Annotated in this window: 20 protein-coding genes; 7 read left to right on the forward strand and 13 right to left on the reverse strand. The window is 70.8% G+C overall.

The annotated features are described in order from the left end of the window. Positions 1–75 precede the first annotated feature (75 nt). The 11 genes from ACIRQH_RS16690 to ACIRQH_RS16740 form a co-directional block, all read right to left on the reverse strand. Positions 76–1,017, reverse strand: coding sequence for a glutaminase (locus ACIRQH_RS16690; RefSeq protein ID WP_388870280.1), 942 nt, complete (start codon positions 1,015–1,017; stop codon positions 76–78). Positions 1,018–1,114: 97 nt separating this feature from the next. After that, positions 1,115–2,149, reverse strand: a complete 1,035-nt coding sequence (locus ACIRQH_RS16695) for an asparaginase (RefSeq protein WP_388870283.1) — start codon at positions 2,147–2,149, stop codon at positions 1,115–1,117. Between the two features lie 70 nt (positions 2,150–2,219). Further along, a complete protein-coding gene (locus tag ACIRQH_RS16700) occupies positions 2,220–2,897 on the reverse strand; it encodes a FadR/GntR family transcriptional regulator (RefSeq protein ID WP_358820521.1) in 678 nt (225 codons plus the stop codon). Between the two features lie 203 nt (positions 2,898–3,100). Continuing rightward, complete coding sequence (locus tag ACIRQH_RS16705) at positions 3,101–3,937, reverse strand: undecaprenyl-diphosphate phosphatase (RefSeq protein ID WP_358820513.1); 837 nt, start codon at positions 3,935–3,937, stop codon at positions 3,101–3,103. Positions 3,938–4,020: 83 nt separating this feature from the next. Continuing rightward, complete coding sequence (gene crcB / locus ACIRQH_RS16710; RefSeq protein WP_388933462.1) at positions 4,021–4,395, reverse strand: fluoride efflux transporter CrcB; 375 nt, start codon at positions 4,393–4,395, stop codon at positions 4,021–4,023. Then, positions 4,392–4,796 (reverse strand): DUF190 domain-containing protein, encoded by a 405-nt coding sequence (locus tag ACIRQH_RS16715; protein WP_358820511.1) that lies wholly within the window; start codon positions 4,794–4,796, stop codon positions 4,392–4,394. Before ACIRQH_RS16715 ends, crcB (ACIRQH_RS16710) begins: the two co-directional genes overlap by 4 nt. Beyond that, the gene (crcB, locus tag ACIRQH_RS16720) at positions 4,793–5,269 is read right to left on the reverse strand and encodes a fluoride efflux transporter CrcB (RefSeq protein ID WP_404226388.1); all 477 of its coding nucleotides are present in this window, start codon (positions 5,267–5,269) and stop codon (positions 4,793–4,795) included. The genes ACIRQH_RS16715 and crcB (ACIRQH_RS16720) overlap by 4 nt, the downstream gene beginning before the upstream one ends. 244 nt (positions 5,270–5,513) lie before the next feature. Continuing rightward, positions 5,514–6,494, reverse strand: coding sequence for an SMP-30/gluconolactonase/LRE family protein (locus ACIRQH_RS16725; RefSeq protein ID WP_404226391.1), 981 nt, complete (start codon positions 6,492–6,494; stop codon positions 5,514–5,516). A 4-nt stretch (positions 6,495–6,498) separates the two neighbouring features. Then, the gene (locus ACIRQH_RS16730; RefSeq protein ID WP_358820508.1) at positions 6,499–6,786 is read right to left on the reverse strand and encodes a helix-turn-helix domain-containing protein; all 288 of its coding nucleotides are present in this window, start codon (positions 6,784–6,786) and stop codon (positions 6,499–6,501) included. 140 nt (positions 6,787–6,926) lie between these two features. Next, positions 6,927–8,486 (reverse strand): arabinogalactan endo-beta-1,4-galactanase, encoded by a 1,560-nt coding sequence (locus tag ACIRQH_RS16735; protein WP_404226582.1) that lies wholly within the window; start codon positions 8,484–8,486, stop codon positions 6,927–6,929. Positions 8,487–8,713: 227 nt separating this feature from the next. After that, positions 8,714–10,735, reverse strand: a complete 2,022-nt coding sequence (locus ACIRQH_RS16740) for a beta-galactosidase (RefSeq protein ID WP_404226393.1) — start codon at positions 10,733–10,735, stop codon at positions 8,714–8,716. 209 nt (positions 10,736–10,944) lie between these two features. On the opposite strand from ACIRQH_RS16740, the gene ACIRQH_RS16745 reads away from it, so the two are divergent. The 6 genes from ACIRQH_RS16745 to ACIRQH_RS16770 all read left to right on the forward strand — a co-directional run bounded on the left by ACIRQH_RS16745 (position 10,945) and on the right by ACIRQH_RS16770 (position 16,214). Beyond that, a complete protein-coding gene (locus tag ACIRQH_RS16745; RefSeq protein WP_358820506.1) occupies positions 10,945–12,267 on the forward strand; it encodes an extracellular solute-binding protein in 1,323 nt (440 codons plus the stop codon). Further along, entirely contained in the window at positions 12,264–13,187 is a 924-nt protein-coding gene (locus tag ACIRQH_RS16750) for a sugar ABC transporter permease (RefSeq protein ID WP_358820505.1), read from the forward strand. The genes ACIRQH_RS16745 and ACIRQH_RS16750 overlap by 4 nt, the downstream gene beginning before the upstream one ends. After that, positions 13,184–14,089, forward strand: coding sequence for a carbohydrate ABC transporter permease (locus ACIRQH_RS16755; RefSeq protein ID WP_404226396.1), 906 nt, complete (start codon positions 13,184–13,186; stop codon positions 14,087–14,089). The genes ACIRQH_RS16750 and ACIRQH_RS16755 overlap by 4 nt, the downstream gene beginning before the upstream one ends. After that, positions 14,086–15,117 carry a LacI family DNA-binding transcriptional regulator gene (locus ACIRQH_RS16760; RefSeq protein WP_358820503.1) on the forward strand — a complete coding sequence of 344 codons (1,032 nt, stop codon included), beginning with the start codon at positions 14,086–14,088 and terminating at the stop codon, positions 15,115–15,117. Before ACIRQH_RS16755 ends, ACIRQH_RS16760 begins: the two co-directional genes overlap by 4 nt. A 231-nt stretch (positions 15,118–15,348) precedes the next feature. Beyond that, positions 15,349–15,699, forward strand: coding sequence for a VOC family protein (locus tag ACIRQH_RS16765; RefSeq protein ID WP_358820502.1), 351 nt, complete (start codon positions 15,349–15,351; stop codon positions 15,697–15,699). Between the two features lie 122 nt (positions 15,700–15,821). Beyond that, on the forward strand, positions 15,822–16,214 hold the full coding sequence (locus tag ACIRQH_RS16770) for a MarR family winged helix-turn-helix transcriptional regulator (RefSeq protein ID WP_404226399.1): 393 nt from the start codon (positions 15,822–15,824) through the stop codon (positions 16,212–16,214). 45 nt (positions 16,215–16,259) lie between these two features. Here the strand turns inward: ACIRQH_RS16770 and ACIRQH_RS16775 are convergent, their stop codons facing one another. Next, positions 16,260–16,682 carry an SseB family protein gene (locus ACIRQH_RS16775; RefSeq protein WP_358820500.1) on the reverse strand — a complete coding sequence of 141 codons (423 nt, stop codon included), beginning with the start codon at positions 16,680–16,682 and terminating at the stop codon, positions 16,260–16,262. Between the two features lie 228 nt (positions 16,683–16,910). Further along, the gene (locus tag ACIRQH_RS16780; protein ID WP_404226401.1) at positions 16,911–19,880 is read right to left on the reverse strand and encodes a carbohydrate binding domain-containing protein; all 2,970 of its coding nucleotides are present in this window, start codon (positions 19,878–19,880) and stop codon (positions 16,911–16,913) included. 208 nt (positions 19,881–20,088) lie between these two features. On the opposite strand from ACIRQH_RS16780, the gene ACIRQH_RS16785 reads away from it, so the two are divergent. Next, positions 20,089–21,354: an alpha-L-fucosidase gene (locus ACIRQH_RS16785; RefSeq protein WP_388870308.1), complete on the forward strand. Its 1,266-nt coding sequence runs from the start codon at positions 20,089–20,091 to the stop codon at positions 21,352–21,354. Positions 21,355–21,526 lie beyond the last annotated feature (172 nt).

Here is a 21,526-nt window from a genome sequence, read left to right on the forward strand (position 1 = left end):
GCCGGAAGGCGACGCGGCGCTCTCCTGACGGGGTCCGGCGCGTGACCTCCCTGTGCCTGCTGTCGGGGTCGGGGTCTAGAACACGGAAACTCCCGTGAGGGTGGTGAAGCGGTCCAGGGCCGCCACGCCCGCGACCGAGTTGCCGCGCTCGTCGAGTCCCGGACTCCAGACGCAGAGCGTGCAGCGGCCCGGCACCACGGCGATGATCCCGCCGCCCACCCCGCTCTTGCCGGGGAGCCCCACCCGGTACGCGAAGTCGCCCGCGGCGTCGTACGTCCCGCAGGTCAGCATGATCGCGTTGATCTGCTTGGCCTGGCTCTGGGTCAGCAGCCGGCCCCCGTCGGCGCGGATCCCGTGCCGGGCCAGGAAGCCGGTGGCGAGGGCGAGGTCGGCGCAGGACGCGGCGATCGAGCACTGCAGGAAGTACTGCTCCAGGAGCACCGGTACCGGGTTGTCGATGTTGCCGTACGACGCCATGAAGTGGCCGAGTGCCGCGTTGCGGTCGCCGTTCGCGGCCTCGGAGGCGGCGATGTCCTGGTCGAAGGCGAGATCGGGGTTGCCGCTCTCGGCGCGCAGGAACTCCAGCAGGGCGCCGGCCGCGTCGCCGGTCCGGGTCTGCAGCCGGTCGGTGACGACGAGGGCACCGGCGTTGATGAAGGGGTTCCGCGGGATGCCGTTCTCGTACTCCAGCTGGACCAGGGAGTTGAAGGGGTTGCCGGAGGGCTCGCGCCCGACGTGCTCCCAGAGTGCGTCGCCCTCGCGCGCCAGGTCGAGGGCGAGGGTGAAGACCTTGGTGATGGACTGCGTGGAGAACGGCTCGCGCCAGTCCCCCACGCCGTACACCGTGCCGTCGAGCTCGGCGACGGCCATGCCGAAGCGGCGCGGGTCGCAGGCGGCCAGCGCCGGGATGTAGTCGGCCGGCCGGCCGCGTCCGGGCGTCTGGGCGACCTCGGTGGCGATCCGCTCCAGGACCGGCTGGAACGTCAGCGACGACGGATACGACGATTCCCCAGGCATGATCACCATTGTGCGGCCCTCCCGGTCGCGCGGCTCGCCCCGGACCCGATGCTTCGGCGGGTCGGGGCGGGAAAGGACGGGCGCCCGTCCGGCCTCCTCAGGCGTGGGTCGCCGCGCCGAGCGGGTCGAGAGCCCGGACGGGACGGATGTGCCCGACCACCGCGCCGCCGCCGAGGAGCGGCGCGCCGGCGAAGGCGGTCAGGGCCGCCGGGTCGACCCCGGCCCGGGCGAGCGCCGCGGCGGCCACCGGGACGCGTGCCCGGTCGGCGCCGTCGGCGATCTTCACGGCGACGGCGCGGCCGTCCGGCAGGGCGGCGACCTGCACGCCCTCGAAGCCGTCCTTGGCGACGAGCCCCGGGACGGCGCGCATGAGGGCCGCCACGTCGCGGCCCTCCCCCGAGACCATCTCGGCGTGCTCGCGCATCGCGCGGGCCACCCGTGCCTCGGGGGTGCCCGGAGCGGCTCCGGCGATCCGGACGAGGGCGCGGGCGAGGCCGTGCAGCGAGACGGAGAACAGGGGCGCGCCGCAGCCGTCGACGGTGACCTGGGCGACGGCCTGACCGGTGAGGTCCTCGACGGTCGCGGCGACGGCCCGCTGGAGCGGGTGCTCCGGGTCGAGGTAGTCGTCGAGCGTCCAGTCGTTGAGGCGTGCGGTGTACAGCATGGCCGCGTGCTTGCCGGAGCAGTTCTGGGCGAGCCGGGAGGCGGGCCGGCCGTTGCGGGTCCAGGTGTCCCGGACGGCGGGGCCGTAGGGCAGGTCGGGGGTGTTGCGCAGCCGCTCCTCGGGGAGTCCGGCCAGCTCCAGGATGCGGCGGGCTCCGGCGAGGTGCCGCTCCTCGCCGGAGTGGCTCGCGGCGGCGAGGGCGAGCAGTTCGCCGTCGAGCGGGAGCCCGGCGCGCAGCATCGCGACGGCCTGTACCGGTTTGAGGGCGGAGCGCGGGTAGAAGGCGGCCTCGATGTCGCCGAGCTGGAGCTCCACCCCTCCGTCGGCGGCCAGGACGACGACCGAGCCGTAGTGGATGCCCTCGATGACGCCGCCGCGGACGAGCTGGGCGACGGGTGCGTGCAGGGGTTCGCGGATGACGGGCGCCGCCGCGGAGCGCGGGCGGTCGTGGACCAGGGCCGGGTTCACGCCTGGGCCCCGTTCCGTATCCGGGTGCGCGGGATGCGCGCCGGGCCGTCCTGGCTTCGGGTGTGCTCGCTCATGACTCGGGGCGGCCTTTCGTGGGGGTGTCCGCGCGCTCGGGGCGCGCGATGGAGGCGAGGGTGGTCTCCACGCGGTCCAGGTGGTGGGCCATCGCGTCGACGGCGTCGCGTTCGCTGCCGTCGGCGAGCGCTTCGAGGATCGCCCGGTGTTCGCGGTCGGACTGTTCGCGCCGGCCGCCCAGTTCGTTCAGGAAGGCCGACTGGCGTGCGAGCGCGTCCCGGATCTCCTCGATGACGCGGCGGAAGACGGGGTTCTGGGAGGCCTCGGCGACGGTGATGTGGAAGACGGTGTCCATGGCGACCCAGGCCGTGGTGTCGGTCTCCCGCTCCATCCGGTCCAGCAGTCGCGTGAGGCGGTCGAGGTCCTCCGGGGTGCGGCGCACGGCCGCGTAGCCGGCGACGGGGAGTTCGACGTGGCGGCGCACCTCCAGCAGGTCGCCCGCCGTGTAGTCGCCGAAGGTGGGGTCCTGGACCGTGGCGGCGACCACGAAGGTGCCCTTGCCCGTGCGGGACACGGTCAGGCCCATCGCCTGGAGGGCCCGCAGCGCCTCGCGGAGCACCGGGCGGCTCACTTCGAGCCGCCGGCACAGCTCCGCCTCGGAGGGGAGCTTGTCGCCGACGGCGTGGTCGCCGCGCTCGATGGCGTCGCGGAGGTGGGTGAGCACCGCTTCCATCGCGCTGACGCGCCGCGGCACCGGCCCACCTGTCTGGCTGTCTGACAGGTTCACGCTCGCGATACTCCGGATGGGTGAGGCACCTGTCAAACCGGGCACGGCACGCACCAGGGGGCGCGAAGCCCGGTCTCTCGGCTTCGCGCCCCCTGCGAGCGGCTCGTACGTGGCCCGGGGCGGCACTCGCGCCGTCGCCCCGGGTGGTCTCAGCTGTCGAGGACCCCGGCGCCGAGCAGCCCGAGGAGCGCCACGCCGATGACGAGCCGGTAGATCACGAAGGCGTTGAAGGAGTGCTTGGCGACGAACTTCAGCAGCCAGGCGATCGAGCCGTAGGCGACCACGAACGACACGACGGTGCCGGCGACGAGCGGCGCGGCGCCCACACCCGTGCCGAGGGCGTCCTTCAGCTCGTAGAGGCCCGCGCCGGTGAGGGCCGGGATGCCGAGGAAGAAGGAGAGCCGGGTGGCGGCGACACGGTCCAGGTCGAGGATGAGCGCCGTCGACATGGTGGCGCCGGAGCGCGAGAAGCCGGGGAAGAGCAGGGCGAGGATCTGCGAACTGCCCACCAGCATGGCGTCCTTGAACGAGGTGTCGTCCTCACCGCGCTTGTGGCGGCCCATCTGGTCGGCGGCCCACATCACACCACTGCCGGCGATCAGCGATCCCGCGACCACCCACAGCGAGGCGAGCGGACCCTCGATCAGCGGCTTGGCCGCGAGACCCACGATCACGATCGGGATCGTCGCGTAGATCACCCACCAGGCGAACTTGTAGTCGTGGCTGGTCCGCTGCTCCTTGTCGCGCAGCCCGCGGCCCCAGGCGGAGACGATCCGCACGATGTCCTTGAAGAAGTACACGAGCACGGCCGCGATCGCGCCGACCTGGATGACCGCGGAGAAGCCGACGACGGCGTTGTCGTCGACGGGGATCCCCATCAGCCCCTCAGTGATCTTGAGGTGGCCGGTCGAGGAGACGGGAAGGAATTCGGTCACCCCCTCGACGACTCCGAGGACGACGGCCTGACCGACGTTGATGACGCTCATGGGATCCAGTTCTGAGGAGATGGACGACAGTGCTGTAGACAGTGCAGGAGACAGTGTTGCCTACGCACGGCGCAGCACGGTACCTACGTCCACACGGCGTGCGCGAACGCGACCCCGGCGAACGCCGCGCCGAGGCCCGCCGTCACGCTGACGATCACGTTGGCGGCAGCGTAGAACCCCGCCCCGGTCTCCGTCAGTCTCAGGGTCTCGTACGAGAACGTCGAGTACGTGGTGAGGGCCCCGCACAGGCCCGTGCCGACCAGGAGTTGCAGGTGCTCCGAGGCGTGTCCGGCAGAGGCGGCGCCGGTCAGCAGGCCGAGCACCAGGCAGCCCGCCACGTTGACGACGAGGGTGCCCCACGGGAACAGCGTGTCGTGTCTCACCTGCACGGCCCGGTCGGTCAGATAGCGCAGGGGCGCGCCGACCGCGGCGCCGAGGATCACCAGCAGCCAGTTCACAACCAGTTCTCACCTTCGCCAGGTGCCCGGTCGCCGGTTCCCGGGCGCCCTTCACCGGGTGTGCCGTCCCGTCCCACGTACCGGATGACCTCGCAGTCGTCGAGGATCACGAGCCCCTCGGTGACGAGTCCGTCGAGCTGGGGCAGGAAGGCCCGTACGCGCTCCTCGGTGTCCACGACGATCACGGCGACCGGCAGGTCCTCGCTCATCGACAGCAGCCGCGAGGTGTGGATCAGGGAGGAGGCGCCGAAGCCCTCGATGCCCCGGAAGACACTGGCGCCCGCGAGGCCGGCGGCGTGCGCGCGGTGCACGATCTCCGCGTAGAGCGGTTTGCGGTGCCAGGTGTCGTTCTCGCCGATGAAGATCGTCACCCGCAGGGCGCTGCCTGTCAGCCTCGTCATCGCTGCCTCCGTGCCAGGGCGCGCCGGGTCGCCGTCACGGCCAGCCACACCGCCGTGAGCGCCGCGAACAGGGTCGCGGCGAGATAGCCGAGCCCGACGCCGGGGTGGCCGTCGTCGACCAGTTTCTGGATGTCGACGGCATAGGTCGAGAAGGTGGTGAAGCCGCCGAGCACGCCGGTGCCGAAGAAGGGGCGGACGAGGCGGTGCGCCGCCCACACGTCGGTGATCAGCACCATGAAGGCGCCGATCACCGCGCAGCCGACGACGTTGACCGTGAAGGTGGTCCAGGGGAAGGTGCCGGCGGGCGCGGGCCACAGCTCGCCCGCTCCGTAGCGGGCGGTGGCGCCGATGGCGCCGCCGAGGGCGACCATCGCGACGACGGGGCCCTGGCCGTGCCAGGGGGAGGCTCCGCGCGCGGGTGCCCGTACCGGGCTGCCGGACTCGTCGACGCGGTCGGGGTGCGGGACCGTCATGTTCCTCGTGCTCCTACTCGCCGGGCCGGTGCGGGCGCACGGCATCGCAAGCAGGGACCGTTGGCGGCTCGAATGCCGCGGTTCGGGTACGGCGGGCCCCACCGCCGCGCCACGACACAAGATCGCGGCCGGTGAAAAGCGTACCGCCGCGCGCGCGGGCGGCGCACGCGCGCCCCGCCGCCGGCGGCCCGGGCGATCGGCTCCCGCGCGGCCGGTTCGCGCGCCGACGGATCCGTCCGGCGGCTCAGCCCGGGGTGCCGGGCAGGTCGCAGACCGCGAGGCCGCGCTCCCAGATGCTGCCGAGGATCAGCCGGCCGTCGGACTCGCAGGCGCTGGTCACCATGCGGAACCGGGAGCGGCGGCCTTCCAGGTGGTGCAGGACACGGCCCGCGTCGTCGACGGCGAGCACGCCGGTCGTGCGGGGTGGGCGGAACGGGGCGCGGACGGCGATCCGGGCGGCGGTGTGCCGCACGGCGGGACCCCGGCGGTGCAGGAGTTCCAGGGCGCCGACGCGGGGTCCTGCGAGCGCCACCCAGACCGGCCCGCCGGGGGCGCGCCAGAGGTTGTCCGGCTGGCCGGGCAGGTCGTCGAGGAAGGTCTCGCCGCGGCCCTGCTTCGGCCCGGTGAGCCAGAAGCGGGTGAGGCGGCACGCGCCGGTCTCCGCGACGACGAGGAAGGACTCGTCGCCGGCGACGGCGAGGCCGTTGGCGAACTGCAGGCCGTCCAGCAGCACTTCGGGTTCCGTCTCGCCCGGCGCGAGGCGCAGCAGGCGGCCGGTTCCGGTGTGCTCGACGAGATCGCCGATCCAGTGCGCGAGGGGGTAGCTCCGGCTGGAGACGGTGAAACAGACGGTGCCGTCGGCGAGGGCGATCACGTTGCTGCAGAAGCGCAGCGGTTTGCCCGCGACGGTGTCGGCGAGGACGCGGACCACCCCGTCGTCGAGCCCGACGCGCAGCAGACCTCGTTCGGCGTCGCATACCAACAGGGCGTTCTCCGGCAGGAGTTCGAGGCCCAGTGGCCTGCCGCCCGTCTCGGCGAGGACACGTACTCGGGTGCGGTCGGCGTCGCCGGGCCGCTCCACCCGGACGATGCGGCCGTCCTCCAGGCCGGTCAGCACCCCGCCGCGGTGGTCGGCCACCACGTCCTCGGGGCCGCGGCCGCCGAGCGGCACGAGACGCCGGGGCGAAAGGGCCTTGGGGCGTGCGGCGGCGGAAGCCCGGTCCACGCGGCTACCAGCCCTTCTCGAAGAAGTGGCTGACCTCGGCGATGCGGTACTCGTCGCGGCGGTAGTAGGTGCGCCGTCCGACCTTCTTGGCACGCAGCAGACCGACCCCGGTGAGGAGGTCGAGGTGGGTACGCGCCACGGCCCGGCTCACGCCCAGCTTGTGGGCGAGGGACTCGGGGCTCACGCCGTCCTCGACGAGGTCCCCGTGCCGCTGCCGCGGGAAGTGCTCCGCCGGGTCTCGCAGCCACTCCAGAATGTCCAGCCGATGCCCGTTGTCGGGAACCTTCAGCATCTCGTCCCCCTCCGTCGTGACGGTCTCCCGCTACTCTCCCGCAGCCCGGAGCGGCCCGCACGGCCTTCGGCGAGCCTGGCCGGACCCGCACGGCGGCCGAACGTACGGGCCCGGCCGCAACGGCGGCCGGGCCCGTGGTCTCAGCGGTGGCTGAACAGGGACATGGCCGGCAGGGCCTTGTCGTCGAAGCCGAACAGGGCCTGGTTCTCCCAGCCGTTGCCGGAGGCGGGGTCGGCCGGGTCCCAGCCGTTGCCGGTGACCGCCGTCCAGGTGGCCTCCCAGTAGAAGACGCCGAGGCCGCGGCCGTTCGGAACGGCCTCCACGATGTTCATGACGTCACGCAGCCAGGCGGACTGCCCGGCGGTCGTGGCGGGGTAGCCGGAGACCAGTTCGCCGGTCGTGTCGATCTGGTTGACGAGCGCGTCGTCACTGTCCAGCCGGAACGGGTAGGCCGTCTCGGCGAGGAACACCGGCTTGGCGTAGCGGGCGGCGGCGTCGTCCAGGGTCGTCTGGAAGGCGTCGAGCGAGCCGTGCCAGTAGCCGTAGTACGAGAGGCCGATGGCGTCGAACCTCACGCCGTTGGCCACCGCGTTGTCGAACCACCAGCGGGTGCCGGTGAGATCGCCGCCCTGGGCGAGGTGGAGGCCCACGAAGGTGGAGGAGCTGACCGCCTTGGCCGCGGAGTAACCGGAGTTGAGGAGGCCCGCGAGCTGCGGCCAGTTGTCCGTGGAGCCCTCGGACCAGAGCATGCCGCCGTTGATCTCGTTGCCGATCTGCACCGTGTCGGCCGTGGTGCCCTGCGCCTTCAGGGAGTTGAGCACGTCGTACGTGTGGTTGTAGACGTCCGTCTTGAGCTGACTGTACGAGTGCCCTGACCAGGCGGCCGGTTTGGTCTGCTTGCCGGGGTCCGCCCATGTGTCCGAGTAGTGGAAGTCGACCAGGAGTTTCATGCCCTGCGCCTTGACGCGCTTGGCCATGGCGAGGACGCGTGCCTTGTTGTTGTAGCCGTCGGCCGGATTCACCCAGACCTTGAGGCGTGCGTAGTTCATCCCGGAGGACCGGAGGATGGTCAGCGCGTCCCCGGCCGTCCCTGAGCCGGTGCGGTAGACCCCGCCGAGTGCCTCGCTCTTGGCGAGGGAGGAGATGTCGGAGCCCTTGACGGACAGTCCGGTGGTGCCGGCGGTGAAGGTCAGGTCGTCGACGTTGACCCAGTTTCCGGCGTTGGCGTCGGAGACCACGCCGATCGTGCACTGGCCGCCGGTCACCGCGACGGGCACGACCAGGTGGATCCATCCGCTCGCGGAGACCGGCAGGTCGGTGCGCTGCTCGGTGCCGCCGCAGTTCTTGAGGGCGAGGTAGGCGGATTTCTGTCCGCCGCCCGAGCGGACCCAGGCGGTGAGTCTGTAGTTCCCGTTGGTGAGTCCGGAGAGGTACTGGTACGTCTCGACCTTGTAGGCGGCGGCGGAGTAGTGGCTGAGGCGGTAACTCCCGCCGTGGCCACCGGCTTCGACGTAGGAGGCGCCGGTGTCGCCGTACTCCGACCAGCCGTTCGGCGTCGCGGCGCCGGCGCCGTCTGCCTCGAATCCGGCGTTGGTCAGGGTGCTCGCCGCGTGCGCGGGCTGTGCGGGCAGAGCGGTGAGGGCGAATCCGGCCGCGAGCGGTATCAGCAGGGCTCTGAGGGTGCGTCTGGGATGGAACATCATCGTCCGTCGTCCCTTCGACGTGGTGGGGAGAGAGGCCCCCTGCCTGGGGGCTGTTCCCCCCGCCCGCGGACTGTGGCTCGCGCGGGCGGAGGGGGTCGGTGGGCCGTCGGGCTCCTGGCCGGACGGCAGTGGGTCGGCGGCCGTCGGCGCGGAGCGCGTCCGTCGACGAGCCGAACGGGCCTGCACGGCTGCTGCGCCGAGCGGTCGCGGGCGGGCCCGCCGGCTCAGCTGTCGAGTCGTACGACCCGCACGGTGCCCGCCGGGACCGCGAGGCGGCCGGCGGCGCGTTCGCCCGTCAGGAGTTCGGTGCCGTGCGCGTCCAGCGTGACCTTGGCGTCGGAGCCGGTGTGGTTGACGGCGAAGACGAAGGTGCCCGACTCGCCGGTGCGGCGCACCACTTCGACGTCGCGGGGCAGGTCGGTGCGCGGTGCGATGCGCGCGTCGTCGGCGGCGGAGGCGATGAGCGTGTCCAGTCCCTCGGCTCCGAGGCGGGTCGACACGTACCAGGCGCTCCCCGTGCCCAGTTCGTGGCGGGTCACGGCGGGGTGTCCGGCGGTGAGGCCGTCGGCGTACGTCCAGACGGTCTCGGCGCCGCGCGGCACGACGAACTCGGTCCACACGTCGCCGGTGAGTTCGGAGCCGTCGGGCCCGGTGATACGGACCTGGTCGCCCCGGAGCAGCGGGGAGAACTCCTCGACGGTCAGGCCGAGTACGTCCCGCAGGGCTCCGGGGCAGGGGCCGTCGTGCACGGCGTCGTGCTCGTCGACGATGCCGGAGAAGTAGGAGACGAGCAGGGTGCCGCCGCTCTCGACGTACCGGCGGAGGTTTTCCCCCGCGGCCTCCGTCATGAGGTACAGGGCGGGTACGACGACAAGGGGATAGGCCGACAAGTCGCTTTCCGGGTGGGCGAAGTCGACCGTCAGGTGCCGGTCGTAGAGGGCCTCGTAGAACGTGTCGGCGCGTTCGCGGGCGTCGTGGTCCTCGCTGGGCCGCCACTGGAGGTTCTGCGCCCACCAGGAGTGCCAGTCCCACAGCACGGCCACGTCGGCGATCGTCCGCGTCCCCTCGACGGGGGCCAACGCTCCGATCGAGGAACCGAGTTCGACGACCTCGCGCCAGACCCGGGAGTCGGTGCCGGCGTGCGGGAGCATCGAGGAGTGGAACTTCTCGGCGCCGCGCCGGGACTGCCGCCACTGGAAGAACAGGGCGCCCTCGGAGCCGCGCGCCACGTGGGACAGGGAGTTGCGGGCCATCTGGCCGGGCGCCTTGGCGGGGTTGCGGGGCTGCCAGTTGACACCCGAGGTGGAGTGTTCGAGGAGGAGCCAGGGTGCGCCGCCCGCGACGGAGCGCGTGAGGTCTGCGGCCATCGCGAGGTTGACGTGGGTGCGGCGGCCGTCGGTCATCAGGTAGTGGTCGTTGGTGACGAGGTCGACCTCGCGGCCCCACGCCCAGTAGTCCACGGAGTCGCACTGGCTGAGGGCGGTCATGAAGTTCGTGGTGACGGGGACGCCCGGGGCGAGGCGGTGCAGGATGTCCCGCTCGGCGACGAAGTTCTCGCGCATGGTGGCGTCGGCGAACCGGCGGTAGTCCAGGGCCTGGGCGGGATTGCCGACGGTGGGGGTCACGCGCGGCGGGTCGACCTGGTCGAAGGCGGTGTAGTGCTGGCCCCAGAAGGCGGTTCCCCAGGCCTCGTTGAGCGCGTCGACCGTGCCGTAGGTGTCGGCGAGCCAGCGGCGGAACGTCGCGGCGCAGGAAGTGCAGTAGCAGGCCGAGACGGGGACGCCGTACTCGTTGTGGACGTGCCACAGGGCGAGCGCGGGGTGGTCGGCGTACCGGGTGGCGAGCCGCGTCGTGATGGACGCGGCGGCGGCGCGGTAGTGGGTGTTGCTGTGGCAGATGGCGCCCCGTGAGCCGAAGGCGTGGCGGGTGCCGTCGGCGGTCACCGGCAGTGCCTCGGGGTGCTCGCGGTAGAACCAGGCGGGTGGCGCGACGGTGGGGGTGCCGAGGTCCACGCGTATGCCGTTCTCGTGCAGCAGGTCGAGCACGCGGTCGAGCCAGCCGAACTCGTAGGCGCCCGGGGCCGGTTCGAGCAGCGCCCAGGAGAAGATCCCGACGCTCACCATCGTGACGCCCGCCTCGCGCATCAGCCGGACGTCCTCGGGCCAGACGGCCTCCGGCCACTGTTCGGGGTTGTAGTCCCCACCGAAGGCGAGCCCGGTGCGGCTCTGGGGGTTGGTCTCCGGCATCGGATCTCTCCCGTTTAATCGATCATTTGGGAACGTGCACACACACCATCAGGAGCGCGAGGCCAACATAACCGCACAGCAACAACCATTGACAAGTGTCCGGGATGTTTCTCTACTGTGAACGCTCACAGAAGCACGGAGCGCATACCGCGCACCAACAGGGCAGGCCTTCGCGACAGGCGGAGGCCCAGGTCAGGGGAGAACGATCCATGCCCATCACAAAGCACAGCCGCCTCGCGGCCGGCACCGTCGCGGTCGTCCTCGGCGCCGCCTCGCTCACCGCCTGCGGCTCGTCCGACGACGACAAGAGCGCAGACTCGTCCGGTCCCGTGTCGCTGACGTACTGGACGTGGGCGCCGGGCATGGACAAGGTCGTCGACCTGTGGAACAAGGGGCCGGGCAAGCAGCAGCAGATCTCCGTCACCGTGAAGAAGCAGGCGTCGGGCGACACGCTCGTCACCAAGATCCTCACCGCGCACAAGGCGAAGAAGGCGCCGGACCTCGTCCAGGCCGAGTACCAGGCGCTTCCGACACTGGTCAGCAATGACGCGCTCGCCGACATAGCCGGTGAAGCGAAGGACGCCAAGAGCAAGTTCGCCGAGGGTGTGTGGCAGCAGACGACGCTCGGGACGGACGCGGTCTACGCGATCCCGCAGGACATCGGCCCGATGATGTTCTACTACCGCGCGGACCTCTTCAAGAAGTACGGACTGACCGTCCCGGCCACCTGGGAGCAGTTCGCCGAGACCGCCCGCGCCCTCAAGAAGAAGGCGCCGGACAAGGCCCTCACCACGTTCTCCGCCAACGACTCCGGTCTCTTCGCGGGTCTCGCACAGCAGGCGGGCGCCCGGTGGTGGACCACGTCCGGCGACAAGTGGAAGGTCGGGATCGACGACGCGGCCACCGAGAAGGTCGCCGACTTCTGGGGCGGTCTCGTCAAGGAGGGCGCGATCGACAACCAGCCGATGTACCAGCCCGCCTGGAACAAGGCGCTCAACACCGGCAAGCAGATCGCCTGGGTGAGCGCGGTGTGGGCGCCCGGCACCCTGACCACGGCGGCCCCGGACACCAAGGGCAAGTGGGCGATGGCCCCGCTGCCGCAGTGGTCGGACGGCGGCCACACCACGGGCAGCTGGGGCGGTTCCTCCACGGCCGTCACCACGGACTCGCCGCACCGGTCGGCCGCCGCCAAGTTCGCCGCCTGGCTGAACACGGACCCGAAGGCGGTGGCCGCGCTGGCCAAGGAGAGCGGCATATACCCGGCCTCGACGAGCGCCCAGACCGGCGACGCGTTCGCCCAGCCGCCGGCGTTCTTCTCCAACCAGCCCGACTTCTACACCAAGGCCGCGGAGATCGCGAAGAACACCGCCCCGTCCGCCTGGGGCCCGAACGTGAACGTCGCCTACACGTCCTTCAACGACGCGTTCGGGGCCGCCGCGAAGAACAGGTCCGACTTCGGGGACGCCCTGAAAACCATGCAGGACACCACGGTCGCCGACCTCGAGAAGCAGGGCTTCGGGGTAGCCCGGTGACCACCGCACGCCGGAGGCCGTACGGGGTCAAGGGGGCCCCGTACGGTTTTCTCCTCCCCGCCGCCGTCCTCTTCGTCCTGTTCTTCGCGCTGCCCATCGGCTACGCCCTCTGGCTGAGCCTGCACAAGGTCGAGGTCAAGGGCCTCGGCCTCGGCTCCGGAGCCCGCAAGGAGGTGTGGGCGGGCCTGCGCAACTACACGGACGCCCTCACCGACAGCGAACTGCTCCACGGCGCGCTGCGCGTGGCCGGCTACGGAGCCATCGTGGTCCCGGTGATGCTCGGCCTCGCGCTGCTCTTCGCGCTGATGCTCGACGCGGACAAGGTCCGTCTCGCCCCGTTCACCCGGCTCGCGATCTTCCTGCCGTACGCCATCCCTGGCGTCGTCGCCGCGCTGCTCTGGGGGTTCCTCTACCTCCCCGACGTCAGCCCCTTCTACTTCGTCCTCGACAAACTGGGCATGCCGCAGCCCAACCTGCTGGACGGCGGTCCGCTGTACGTCGCGCTGTCGAACATCGCGGTCTGGGGCGGCACCGGCTTCAACATGATCGTCATCTACACCGCGCTCCAGGCCATCCCCGTCGAGGTGCACGAGGCGGCCAGGCTGGACGGCGCGACCCCGCTGCAGATCGCCGTGCGCATCAAGGTCCCGATGGTGGCCCCCTCCCTGGTGCTCACCTTCTTCTTCTCGATCATCGCCACCCTCCAGGTGTTCAGCGAGCCGACCACTCTCAAACCCCTCACCAACTCCGTCTCCACGACGTGGAGTCCGCTGATGAAGGTCTACCGGGACGCGTTCGGCGCCGGCGACATCTACGCGGCCGCCGCCGAGGCGGTGATCATCGCGGTGGTGACGCTGGTGCTGTCCTTCGGATTCCTGCGCGCCGCGAACTCCCGTACCCAGCAGGAGGATGCACGATGAGCACGCTCGCCGTCCGCAAGGCCGCGCCGGCCGCGGGAACGACGCCCGGCACCGCCCAGGGACCGCCCCGGCGCGGCCGGATCGCCCTGGTCCCGACCCTCACACTGCTGCTCGGCGCCCTCTACTGCCTGCTCCCCGTCGCCTGGGTGCTGATCGCGGCCACCAAGTCGGGCAGTGAACTGTTCTCGACGTTCACGTTCCTGCCGGGCACGGGATTCACTCAAAACGTCACCGATCTCAACGCCTACCGCGACGGCATCTACTGGACGTGGATGGGCAACTCCGCCCTCTACGCCGGACTCGGCGCCCTCCTGTCGACGGCCGTCTCGGCGGTCAGCGGCTACGCCCTCGCGATCTACCGCTTCCGCGGCCGGGAGACCATCTTCAGCGTCCTGATGGCGGGCGTGCTGATGCCCCCGGTGATCCTCGCGATCCCCCAGTACCTCCTCCTGGCCAAGGCCGACCTCACCGACTCGTACGCCTCCGTGCTGCTGCCGCTCGTCCTCTCCCCCTACGGCGTGTACCTCGCCCGGATCTACGCCTCGGCCGCCGTGCCCGGTGACGTGGTCGAGGCGGGGCGGATGGACGGGGCCGGCGAGTGGCGGATCTTCACCCGGGTCGCGCTGCCGATGATGGTGCCCGGCCTCGTGACCGTGTTCCTGTTCCAGTTCGTCGCGGTGTGGAACAACTTCCTGCTCCCGTACATCATGCTCAGCGACGACGAGAAGTTCCCCATCACACTCGGTCTGTTCACCCTCCTCGAACAGGGCTCCAACACTCCGGCGCTGTACACGCTGGTGATCACCGGCGCCCTGCTCGCGATCGTTCCGCTGGTCGCCCTGTTCCTGGTGATCCAGCGCTTCTGGAGCCTCGACCTGCTGTCCGGAGCCGTAAAGTCATGACCATGAGCAACACGGGGGGCCGGCGCCGACCGCCGACGATCCACGACGTCGCGCGCGAGGCCGGTGTGTCCCGGGGCACCGTCTCGCGAGTGCTCAACGGCGGCCACTACGTGAGCCCGGCGGCACAGGAGGCGGTCAACGCCGCCATCCGCAGGACCGGCTACGTCGTGAACCGGCACGCCCGCTCGCTGATCACCGGACGGTCGGACTCGGTCGGTTTCCTGCTGACCGAGCCGCAGGAGCGGTTCTTCGAGGACCCGAACTTCAACGTGCTGCTGCGCGGCTGCACCCAGGCGCTCGCCGCGCACGACGTCCCGCTCCTGCTGATGCTCGCCGGCACCGAGGACGAGCGCCGGCGCATCACGCGCTACATCACGGCGGGCCACGTCGACGGCGTGCTGCTGGTCTCCAGCCACTCCGGGGACCCGGTCGCCGAGGAACTGCGCGAGGCGGGCGTACCGCTCGTCGCGTGCGGCAAGCCCATCGGCATGGGCTCCAAGGTGAGTTACGTCGCCGCGGACGACCGGGACGGCGCCCGGGACATGGTCGGACACCTGCTCTCCCTCGGACGGCGCCGGATCGGCATGGTCACCGGCCCCCTGGACACCCCGGGCGGTGTGGAACGCCTGGCCGGCTACCGGGAGGTGCTGGCCGAGGCGGGCGTCGAAGCCGACGACCGGCTGATCGCCTCCGGCGACTACAGCCGCGCAAGCGGCGAGGCGGGCGCCGTTCAACTCCTGGACCGCGCACCGGACATGGACGCCGTGTTCGTCGCCTCCGACCTGATGGCCCAGGGGGTGCTGGCCGCGCTGCACAAAGCCGGCCGGCGGGTCCCCGAGGACGTGTCGGTCGGCGGCTTCGACGACTCCCCGGCCGCCACGGCCGTCACCCCGGCCCTCACGACGATCCGCCAGCCGTGGGACCGCATCAGCGCCGAGATGGTGCGGGTGCTGCTCGCGCAGATCGGCGGCGAGGATCACGCGGCGGTGATCCTGCCGACCGAACTGATCCGGCGGGAGTCCGCCTGAGGCGGAGCCGTCGGGTAGAGCCGTCGGGCGGACCGACGCTCCAAGGTTCTCGCCCCCCGTTCGGCGGGCCCCCTCCCCCGCCGCTCCGGTGTCTTTTCTCCCGGGCGGCGGTACCGGTCAGGATTCGAGAAGCCACCGGACGGTCTCCCGGCCTAGCGTGAAGGGACCGCCGGAACAGCCGACGGGACGAGGGCCGGCCGACCCGGCCGCCACGCACACGGAGGACTCGCCATGACCGCCGGACTCAAGACCGTCATCTACCCCGTCAAGGACATCGCGAAGGCGAAGGCACTGTTCACGGCGCTGCTCGGGGTGGAGCCGTACGTGGACGAGCCGTACTACGTCGGATTCAAGGACGCGGGCCAGGACGTCGGGCTGGACCCGAGCGGCCACTCCAAGGGACTGACCGGGCCGGTGCCGTACTGGCACGTCGACGACATCAAGGAGACCCTGTCGGGCCTGCTCGCGGCCGGCGCCGAGACGCTCCAGGACGTCCAGGACGTGGGCGGCGGCCGGCTCATCGCGTCGGTCAAGGACGCGGACGGCAACCAGGTCGGGCTGATCCAGGACACCGCCGCGTAGCCACAGCCGTGCGGGCCCGGGGCGAACGGATCGCCCCCGGGCTCGCGGCGGGCGGGCACAGTGGATGCGAATGCACTAGTTGCACAGTCAATGAATGGACCGATCTCCAGTATCATTCGGTTATGGCAACGCAGACGCCCGATGTCCAGCTCGAGGACCAGTGGCGGGACATCCTCTCGGTGCACGCCCGCACCATGTGCGAGATCGACCGTGCCCTGCACCCGCACGGCCTCGGAGCCAGTGACTTCGAGGTCCTGGACATCCTCGCCTCGGGCGCCGTGTCGGAGCCCGGCGAGCACTGCCGGGTGCAGAACATCGCGGGCCGGGTCCATCTCAGCCAGAGCGCGCTGTCCCGCCTGATCGGACGTCTGGAGAAGGACGGCCTGGTCGAGCGCACCGTCTGCGAGGAGGACCGCCGCGGGGTCTGGGTCGCCCTCACCGGGAAGGGCCGTGACCTGCACGCCGAGGTGCTCCCCCTGCAGCGGTCCGTACTCGCCCGCATGCTGCGGGGCTGACCTCCTCCACCCTGCCGTCGCCGGGTGACCCCGAGGCCCCGGCGTTCAGCCGAGCGGCCGGGCGAGCAGCGTGCGGACACCCTCCGAGCTGAGGGTCAGACCGTGCGGCGAGCTGGCGTCGATCGTCAGGGCGAGATCGCCCGTCGGCCACTGCGAGGCGAGGGCGCCGAGCGGTACGAGGCGGTAGCGCGAGACCGACGGAAGCAGCTCGGCCATCTCCAGCTCGGAGGTGAAGACCGGGACGACCTGTTCCCCGCCCGGCTGGTCCAGGACGGGCAGTGCGACGGCCGTGGGATCGGCGACGTCCGCGTCCGTGACGTCGTCCGGCACGGGGACCAGTACGTCACTGCCGGCGAGCGTGTTCAGCGCCGCGGCGTCCTGGGTGTTCTCGGCGAGGGTGTTCAGTGCCTCCTGGGCGGGGGTCGCCTCGGCCGCGGTGGGGTGGTGGTTGTTCTGGGGGGTGTCCATGGCAGATCCCTCGGTCGTGGTCGGTGGGTGACCACCCGGGCGGGTTTCGGTCTTCCCGGGTGCAACGACCGTCGCGTACCCATCGCACACCGTGCCATTCATCCTGGCCCCGACCCATCCATGATCGGGTGCGCCGATCACACCGGTCATGCGGCCACCCCGGGCATCCGATACCCGGGGTGACCACGGCCGCAGCCCCTTGGACCGTTCGCCGGTCCGGAGTGCGGGCTACTTCAGATACGGTCCGTCGGTGCCGATCTTGCCGGGACCGTTCAGGACGTACACCCGCAGGTTCCCCGTGCCGGGCGCCGCCACGGACAGCGTGCCTCCGGAGACGGTCTTCACGTCACCGGTGACGGCGTCCGTGTACGTGCCGTTCGGTATGCCGCTGTAGGTCGCCCCGCCGGTGACCGTGACCAGCGCGAAGCTGTCGGTCGAGCCACTGGTGTAGCGGCGCTTGAAGGCCATCGATCCGCTGATCCCGTCGGTGGAGTACTGACCCGACTGGAGGGCCGGGATCGCCCGGCGGATCAGGTTGAGCCGCTGGAGGTGCTTGACCAGCGGCTGGGCGAGGGTCGTGGCGACCTCTCCGCTCGCGGAGGCGACCGTCCCGAAGCCGGAGGCCGTGACGCTGCCCGCGAGGTGGTCCCCGTAGTAGGCGCGTCCGGTGGTGGCCAGCGGGCAGGTCGGCCCGCAGTCGATCTGCTTGCCCTTCTGGAACTCGATCTCCGATCCGTAGTACAGCGTGGGGATGCCGCGGAAGGTCCACATCAGTGCCATGTTCTCGGCCCAGGCGTCGGTGCCGCCGCTGTAGCGGGTGCTCGACTTGTTCGGTCCGTAGTCGTGGCTGTCCACGTAGACGACGTTGTACGTGGCGTCGTTGACGGAGTCGTCGGAGTCCTTGCCGTTGTTGTACGCGTTCTGCGCGTCGCCGAAGTTCATGTGCATACGCATGTCGATGATGTTCATGCCGGAGAACTGGCTGCGGTCCGGGGTGTGGTAGCTGTTCCCGCTCAGGAAGGCGTTGGCGGAGGTCGGCTGGTTCCCGGTGCCGAGCTGCTCCTCGTAGTCGTACTGCTCGATCGCCGCCTTCTCGTCGTCCGCGCTGTACTCCTTGCGCTCCTTCCAGGTGAAGAACTGCGCGGAGTGGTTCACCGAGCCGCGGTTCCACTTGTCGTTCACGAAGGCGCCCACCTCGCCGAAGACGAAGAAGTTCTTCGCCGCGTCCGTGCCGAACCGCTGCGTGACCCGGTCGTAGATGGCGGGCAGGAAGCGGCGGTTCCAGGTGACGCGCGGTATGTGGACGGCGGTGTCGACGCGGAATCCGTCGACGCCCATGTCGATGTACTTGTCGTACGCGCCGATCAGGTAGTTCTGGACGGTGGCGTTCTCGGTGTCGAAGTCGGCCAGGTCCTCGTGCAGCCAGCACGAGCGGGAGTCCTCGCCCTCCCAGTTGCCGATCCAGCACTGGTGGTAGTACGCCTTGGGGAACATGCCCGAGGTGGGGCTGGGCCACTGGCAGTTGTAGACGGTGTACCCCTCGGCACTCCTGCCGCCGGTGGGCTTGCCCCAGTTGAGGCAGGTATTGCCGGTGGGCTCGGCGGTCGACCACAGGTCACCGTTGTAGTAGGACCTCCCGGACTTGGGCTCGACGGTCAGGCCGTCGTACTCGAAGCCGTCGCTCTTCTCGTCGTAGTACCAGCTCCACTGGGAGTCGCGCACGCCGTAGACGGTCGGGGTGAACAGGCCCTTCGCGCCCCAGCGGGAGCTGTGGTTGTAGACCACGTCCTGGTAGATCTTCATGCCCTTGGCGTGGGCCGCGTTGATCAGGTCCTGGTAGGAGGCGCCGGCCGACTCCAGGCGCGGGTCGACCTTGTAGAAGTCGTATCCGTGATAGCCGTGGTAGTCGTAGTCCGAGCGGTTGAGGACGACCGGCGTGATCCAGACGGCGGAGAAGCCGAGCGCCTTGATGTAGTCGAGTTTGTCGACGAGACCCTTGAAGTCGCCGCGGAACATGGGGTCGTTGTTGGCCGCGTTGCCCGACTTGACGTCCTGGCTGCCGCCCCGGTCGTTGGAGGTGTCGCCGTCCTGGAAGCGGGCGGTGAGGACGAAGTAGATCGGGTCCTTGCGCGGGTCGGTGCCGAGCGGGGTTCCCGCGGCCGGGGCGGGCGCCTTCTCGCCCGTCGTGACGGGGGCCGCGGAGGAGGCGGCCGAGGTGTTTCCGGCCGCGTCGACGGCCTTCACCGTGTAGGTGTAGGTGGTCTTCTCCTCGAGTTCCGTGTCGGAGTGGACCGTCGAGCCGACGTCGGTGACGACGGTGCCCTTGGTGCCGCCGGCCCGCGTGAGCTGATACTTCGTCACGGCGGTGTTGTCGGTGGCCGGCTGCCAACTCACCACGACAGAGGTGCCGGTGGCATTCGCCGTGATCCCGGTGGGCGTGGTAGGTGCCTGGGTGTCGGGCTCCTGGGCCGCACACGGGTTCGCCGCGCCGGCCGTGACGGTCCGGTCCTTCACCGTCGTGGTGCCCGAACCGAGCGCGTAGTCGGTGCCGTTGTTGTTGTCCCAGACGCCGTTGCCGTTGTTGAACGCCGCCTTGAGCGAGGTGGCCGAGCCGAGGTCCACGGTCCTCTTCCACCAGCCGGTGCAGGCGGACTCCATGCCGATGCCGGGGACCGTGGTCCAGGAGCCGCCGGTGGGCGCGTAGTGGAGGTTGGCCGTGCTCCAGCCGGACGTGGCGGTCGAGTAGTAGACGGTGGCCTGGTTGCCGCTGCCCGTTCCGGTGTCGGCGCACGGGTCGCTGTGGGCGATGACGCCGTCCTTGACGGTGACGGTCCCGGTGCCGAGCGCGTAGTTGTTGCCGCCGTTGTTGTCCCAGGTCCCGCTTCCGTTGTTGAAGGTGGCCTGCAGGCCGGCGGCCGAGCCGAGGTCGACGGTCTCCTTCACCCAGTCCGTGCAGGCCGTCTCCATCCGGACGCCGGGGACGGTCGTCCACGAGCCACCGTCGGGCGCGTAGTGCAGATAGGTGGCGGGCCAGTTCTTGGTCTTCGTGTAGTAGAAGACCGTCGTCGTGGCCGAGGTGGCGGCCGTCTCCGACAGGGGGACGGAGCCCGCGTTCGGTGTGGCGGTCGCGAAGATCCCGGTCACCGCGGCGAGCGCCACCAGCGGTCGCAGCAGGCGGTGTCGGTGTCTGCGTCTCATGAGGCGTCTCCAATGCGGGACGGGGAGCGGGGAGTTGCCTTGCAAGAACAACCGGCAAGTTCCTGAAAGGTCTTGCGGGCCGGAAGCTACAGGTACATGACAGCGACGTAAAGACATCTCACAGCGCCCGGGACACAGGGTGAGAACGGACCAGTGATGGTGATGGGCGCCCACGCGCCCGCCGGGGGTCCGCGCCTAGCGTGTGGGCATGCCGATGCAACCCTGGTTCACCGACGCCAAGCTGGGCATCTTCCTCCACTACGGCATCTACGCCGTCGACGGAGTGGCCGAGTCCTGGTCCTTCTACACGGGCGAGGTCACCCACGAGCGGTACATGAAACAGCTCGAACGCTTCACCGCTTCGCACTACGACCCACAGGCCTGGGCCGACCTCTTCGCCCGCGCGGGCGCCCGGTACGCCGTGCTGACCGCCAGGCACCACGACGGCGTCGCCCTGTGGGACACCGCCCACCACAACCTGGACGTGGCACGGGACACCCCCGCCGGACGGGACCTGGTCGGCGGCTTCGCGGACGCCCTGCGCGGCCGCGGCCTCAAGGTGGGCCTCTACTACTCGCACTCCGACTGGAACCACCCGGACTACCCGAGCCTGCGGCACGTACAGCCGGGCGACGTGCCGCCGAGCCGCTTCTCGCACGCCGAGCCCGGCGCGGAGGACCCGGCCGCCTGGGAGCGCTATCTGGCCTACCGCGACGGTCAGGTCGGCGAGCTGGTCGACCGCTTCCGACCCGACCTGCTCTGGTTCGACGGCGAGTGGGAGCGCACCGAGGGGCAGTGGCGGATGCGCGAACTCGCCGACCTGATCCTCGCGGGCAACCCGGACACCGTCCTCAACGCCCGCATGCTCGGCCACGGCGACTACGCCACCCCTGAACAGGGGGTCCCGCTCCGGGCGCCCGACGGGCCGTGGGAGCTGTGCCTGACGGTCAACGGCTCCTGGGGGCACCGGCCGGACGACCGCGACTTCAAGTCCGTCGGCCGGTTGGTGCGCTACTTCACGGAGACGATCGGCCTGGGCGGCAACCTGCTGCTCGCCGTCGGCCCCCGCGAGGACGGGACGATCCCCCGGGAACAGACCGAGCGTCTGGAGGGGCTCGGCGCGTGGATCGCGCGGCACGCCGACGCCGTGTACGGCACGGTCGCCGGACTGCCCGCCGGGCACCACTACGGTCCGAGCACCCTGTCCGCGGACCGCCGCACCCTGTACCTGGTGTGTTTCGACGCCCCCCGGGAGTCGGTGTCGATCCGCGGCCTGCGGAACGCGGTCCGGCGGGTGACCGTCCTCGGCACGGGCAGCGAACTCGGCCATCGCGTAACCGGCGGGCTGCACGCGGTCCCCGGCGTGACCTGGATCGACGCTCCTGCGGCGGACGACCTGGACGCCCACGCGACGGTGCTGGCCGTCGAGTTGGACGGCGAACTGGACCTCTACCGCGGCTCGGGACGCGACTGACAGCGGGGCGGCGTACGGCGCCGCACCGTCCCGCACCTCACCACAAGGTCAAGATTTCCCCTGGTGCGGGCCATGTCGGCGACCCCGGTGAGACGCTCGGGCCGAACCGGCGTATTCACGGTGGAGGGGCGACAGCAGCCGGCGGGCCCCTCCCGACCGGAGGTAGCACACG

Origin of the sequence: Streptomyces sp. NPDC102279, from assembly GCF_044766365.1 — a bacterium.
Lineage (GTDB): Bacteria > Actinomycetota > Actinomycetes > Streptomycetales > Streptomycetaceae > Streptomyces.

Coding starts and splice junctions, on each gene's coding strand:
- ACIRQH_RS16775 (WP_358820500.1), bottom strand. CDS start 16,682: ATGGACACCCCCCAGAACAACCACCACCCCACCGCGGCCGAGGCGACC.
- ACIRQH_RS16760 (WP_358820503.1), top strand. CDS start 14,086: ATGACCATGAGCAACACGGGGGGCCGGCGCCGACCGCCGACGATCCAC.
- ACIRQH_RS16755 (WP_404226396.1), top strand. CDS start 13,184: ATGAGCACGCTCGCCGTCCGCAAGGCCGCGCCGGCCGCGGGAACGACG.
- ACIRQH_RS16730 (WP_358820508.1), bottom strand. CDS start 6,786: ATGCTGAAGGTTCCCGACAACGGGCATCGGCTGGACATTCTGGAGTGG.
- ACIRQH_RS16785 (WP_388870308.1), top strand. CDS start 20,089: ATGCCGATGCAACCCTGGTTCACCGACGCCAAGCTGGGCATCTTCCTC.
- ACIRQH_RS16740 (WP_404226393.1), bottom strand. CDS start 10,735: ATGCCGGAGACCAACCCCCAGAGCCGCACCGGGCTCGCCTTCGGTGGG.
- ACIRQH_RS16715 (WP_358820511.1), bottom strand. CDS start 4,796: ATGACGAGGCTGACAGGCAGCGCCCTGCGGGTGACGATCTTCATCGGC.
- ACIRQH_RS16770 (WP_404226399.1), top strand. CDS start 15,822: ATGGCAACGCAGACGCCCGATGTCCAGCTCGAGGACCAGTGGCGGGAC.
- ACIRQH_RS16700 (WP_358820521.1), bottom strand. CDS start 2,897: ATGGAAGCGGTGCTCACCCACCTCCGCGACGCCATCGAGCGCGGCGAC.
- ACIRQH_RS16735 (WP_404226582.1), bottom strand. CDS start 8,486: ATGTTCCATCCCAGACGCACCCTCAGAGCCCTGCTGATACCGCTCGCG.
- ACIRQH_RS16745 (WP_358820506.1), top strand. CDS start 10,945: ATGCCCATCACAAAGCACAGCCGCCTCGCGGCCGGCACCGTCGCGGTC.
- crcB (WP_404226388.1), bottom strand. CDS start 5,269: ATGACGGTCCCGCACCCCGACCGCGTCGACGAGTCCGGCAGCCCGGTA.
- ACIRQH_RS16780 (WP_404226401.1), bottom strand. CDS start 19,880: ATGAGACGCAGACACCGACACCGCCTGCTGCGACCGCTGGTGGCGCTC.
- ACIRQH_RS16765 (WP_358820502.1), top strand. CDS start 15,349: ATGACCGCCGGACTCAAGACCGTCATCTACCCCGTCAAGGACATCGCG.
- ACIRQH_RS16690 (WP_388870280.1), bottom strand. CDS start 1,017: ATGCCTGGGGAATCGTCGTATCCGTCGTCGCTGACGTTCCAGCCGGTC.
- ACIRQH_RS16705 (WP_358820513.1), bottom strand. CDS start 3,937: ATGAGCGTCATCAACGTCGGTCAGGCCGTCGTCCTCGGAGTCGTCGAG.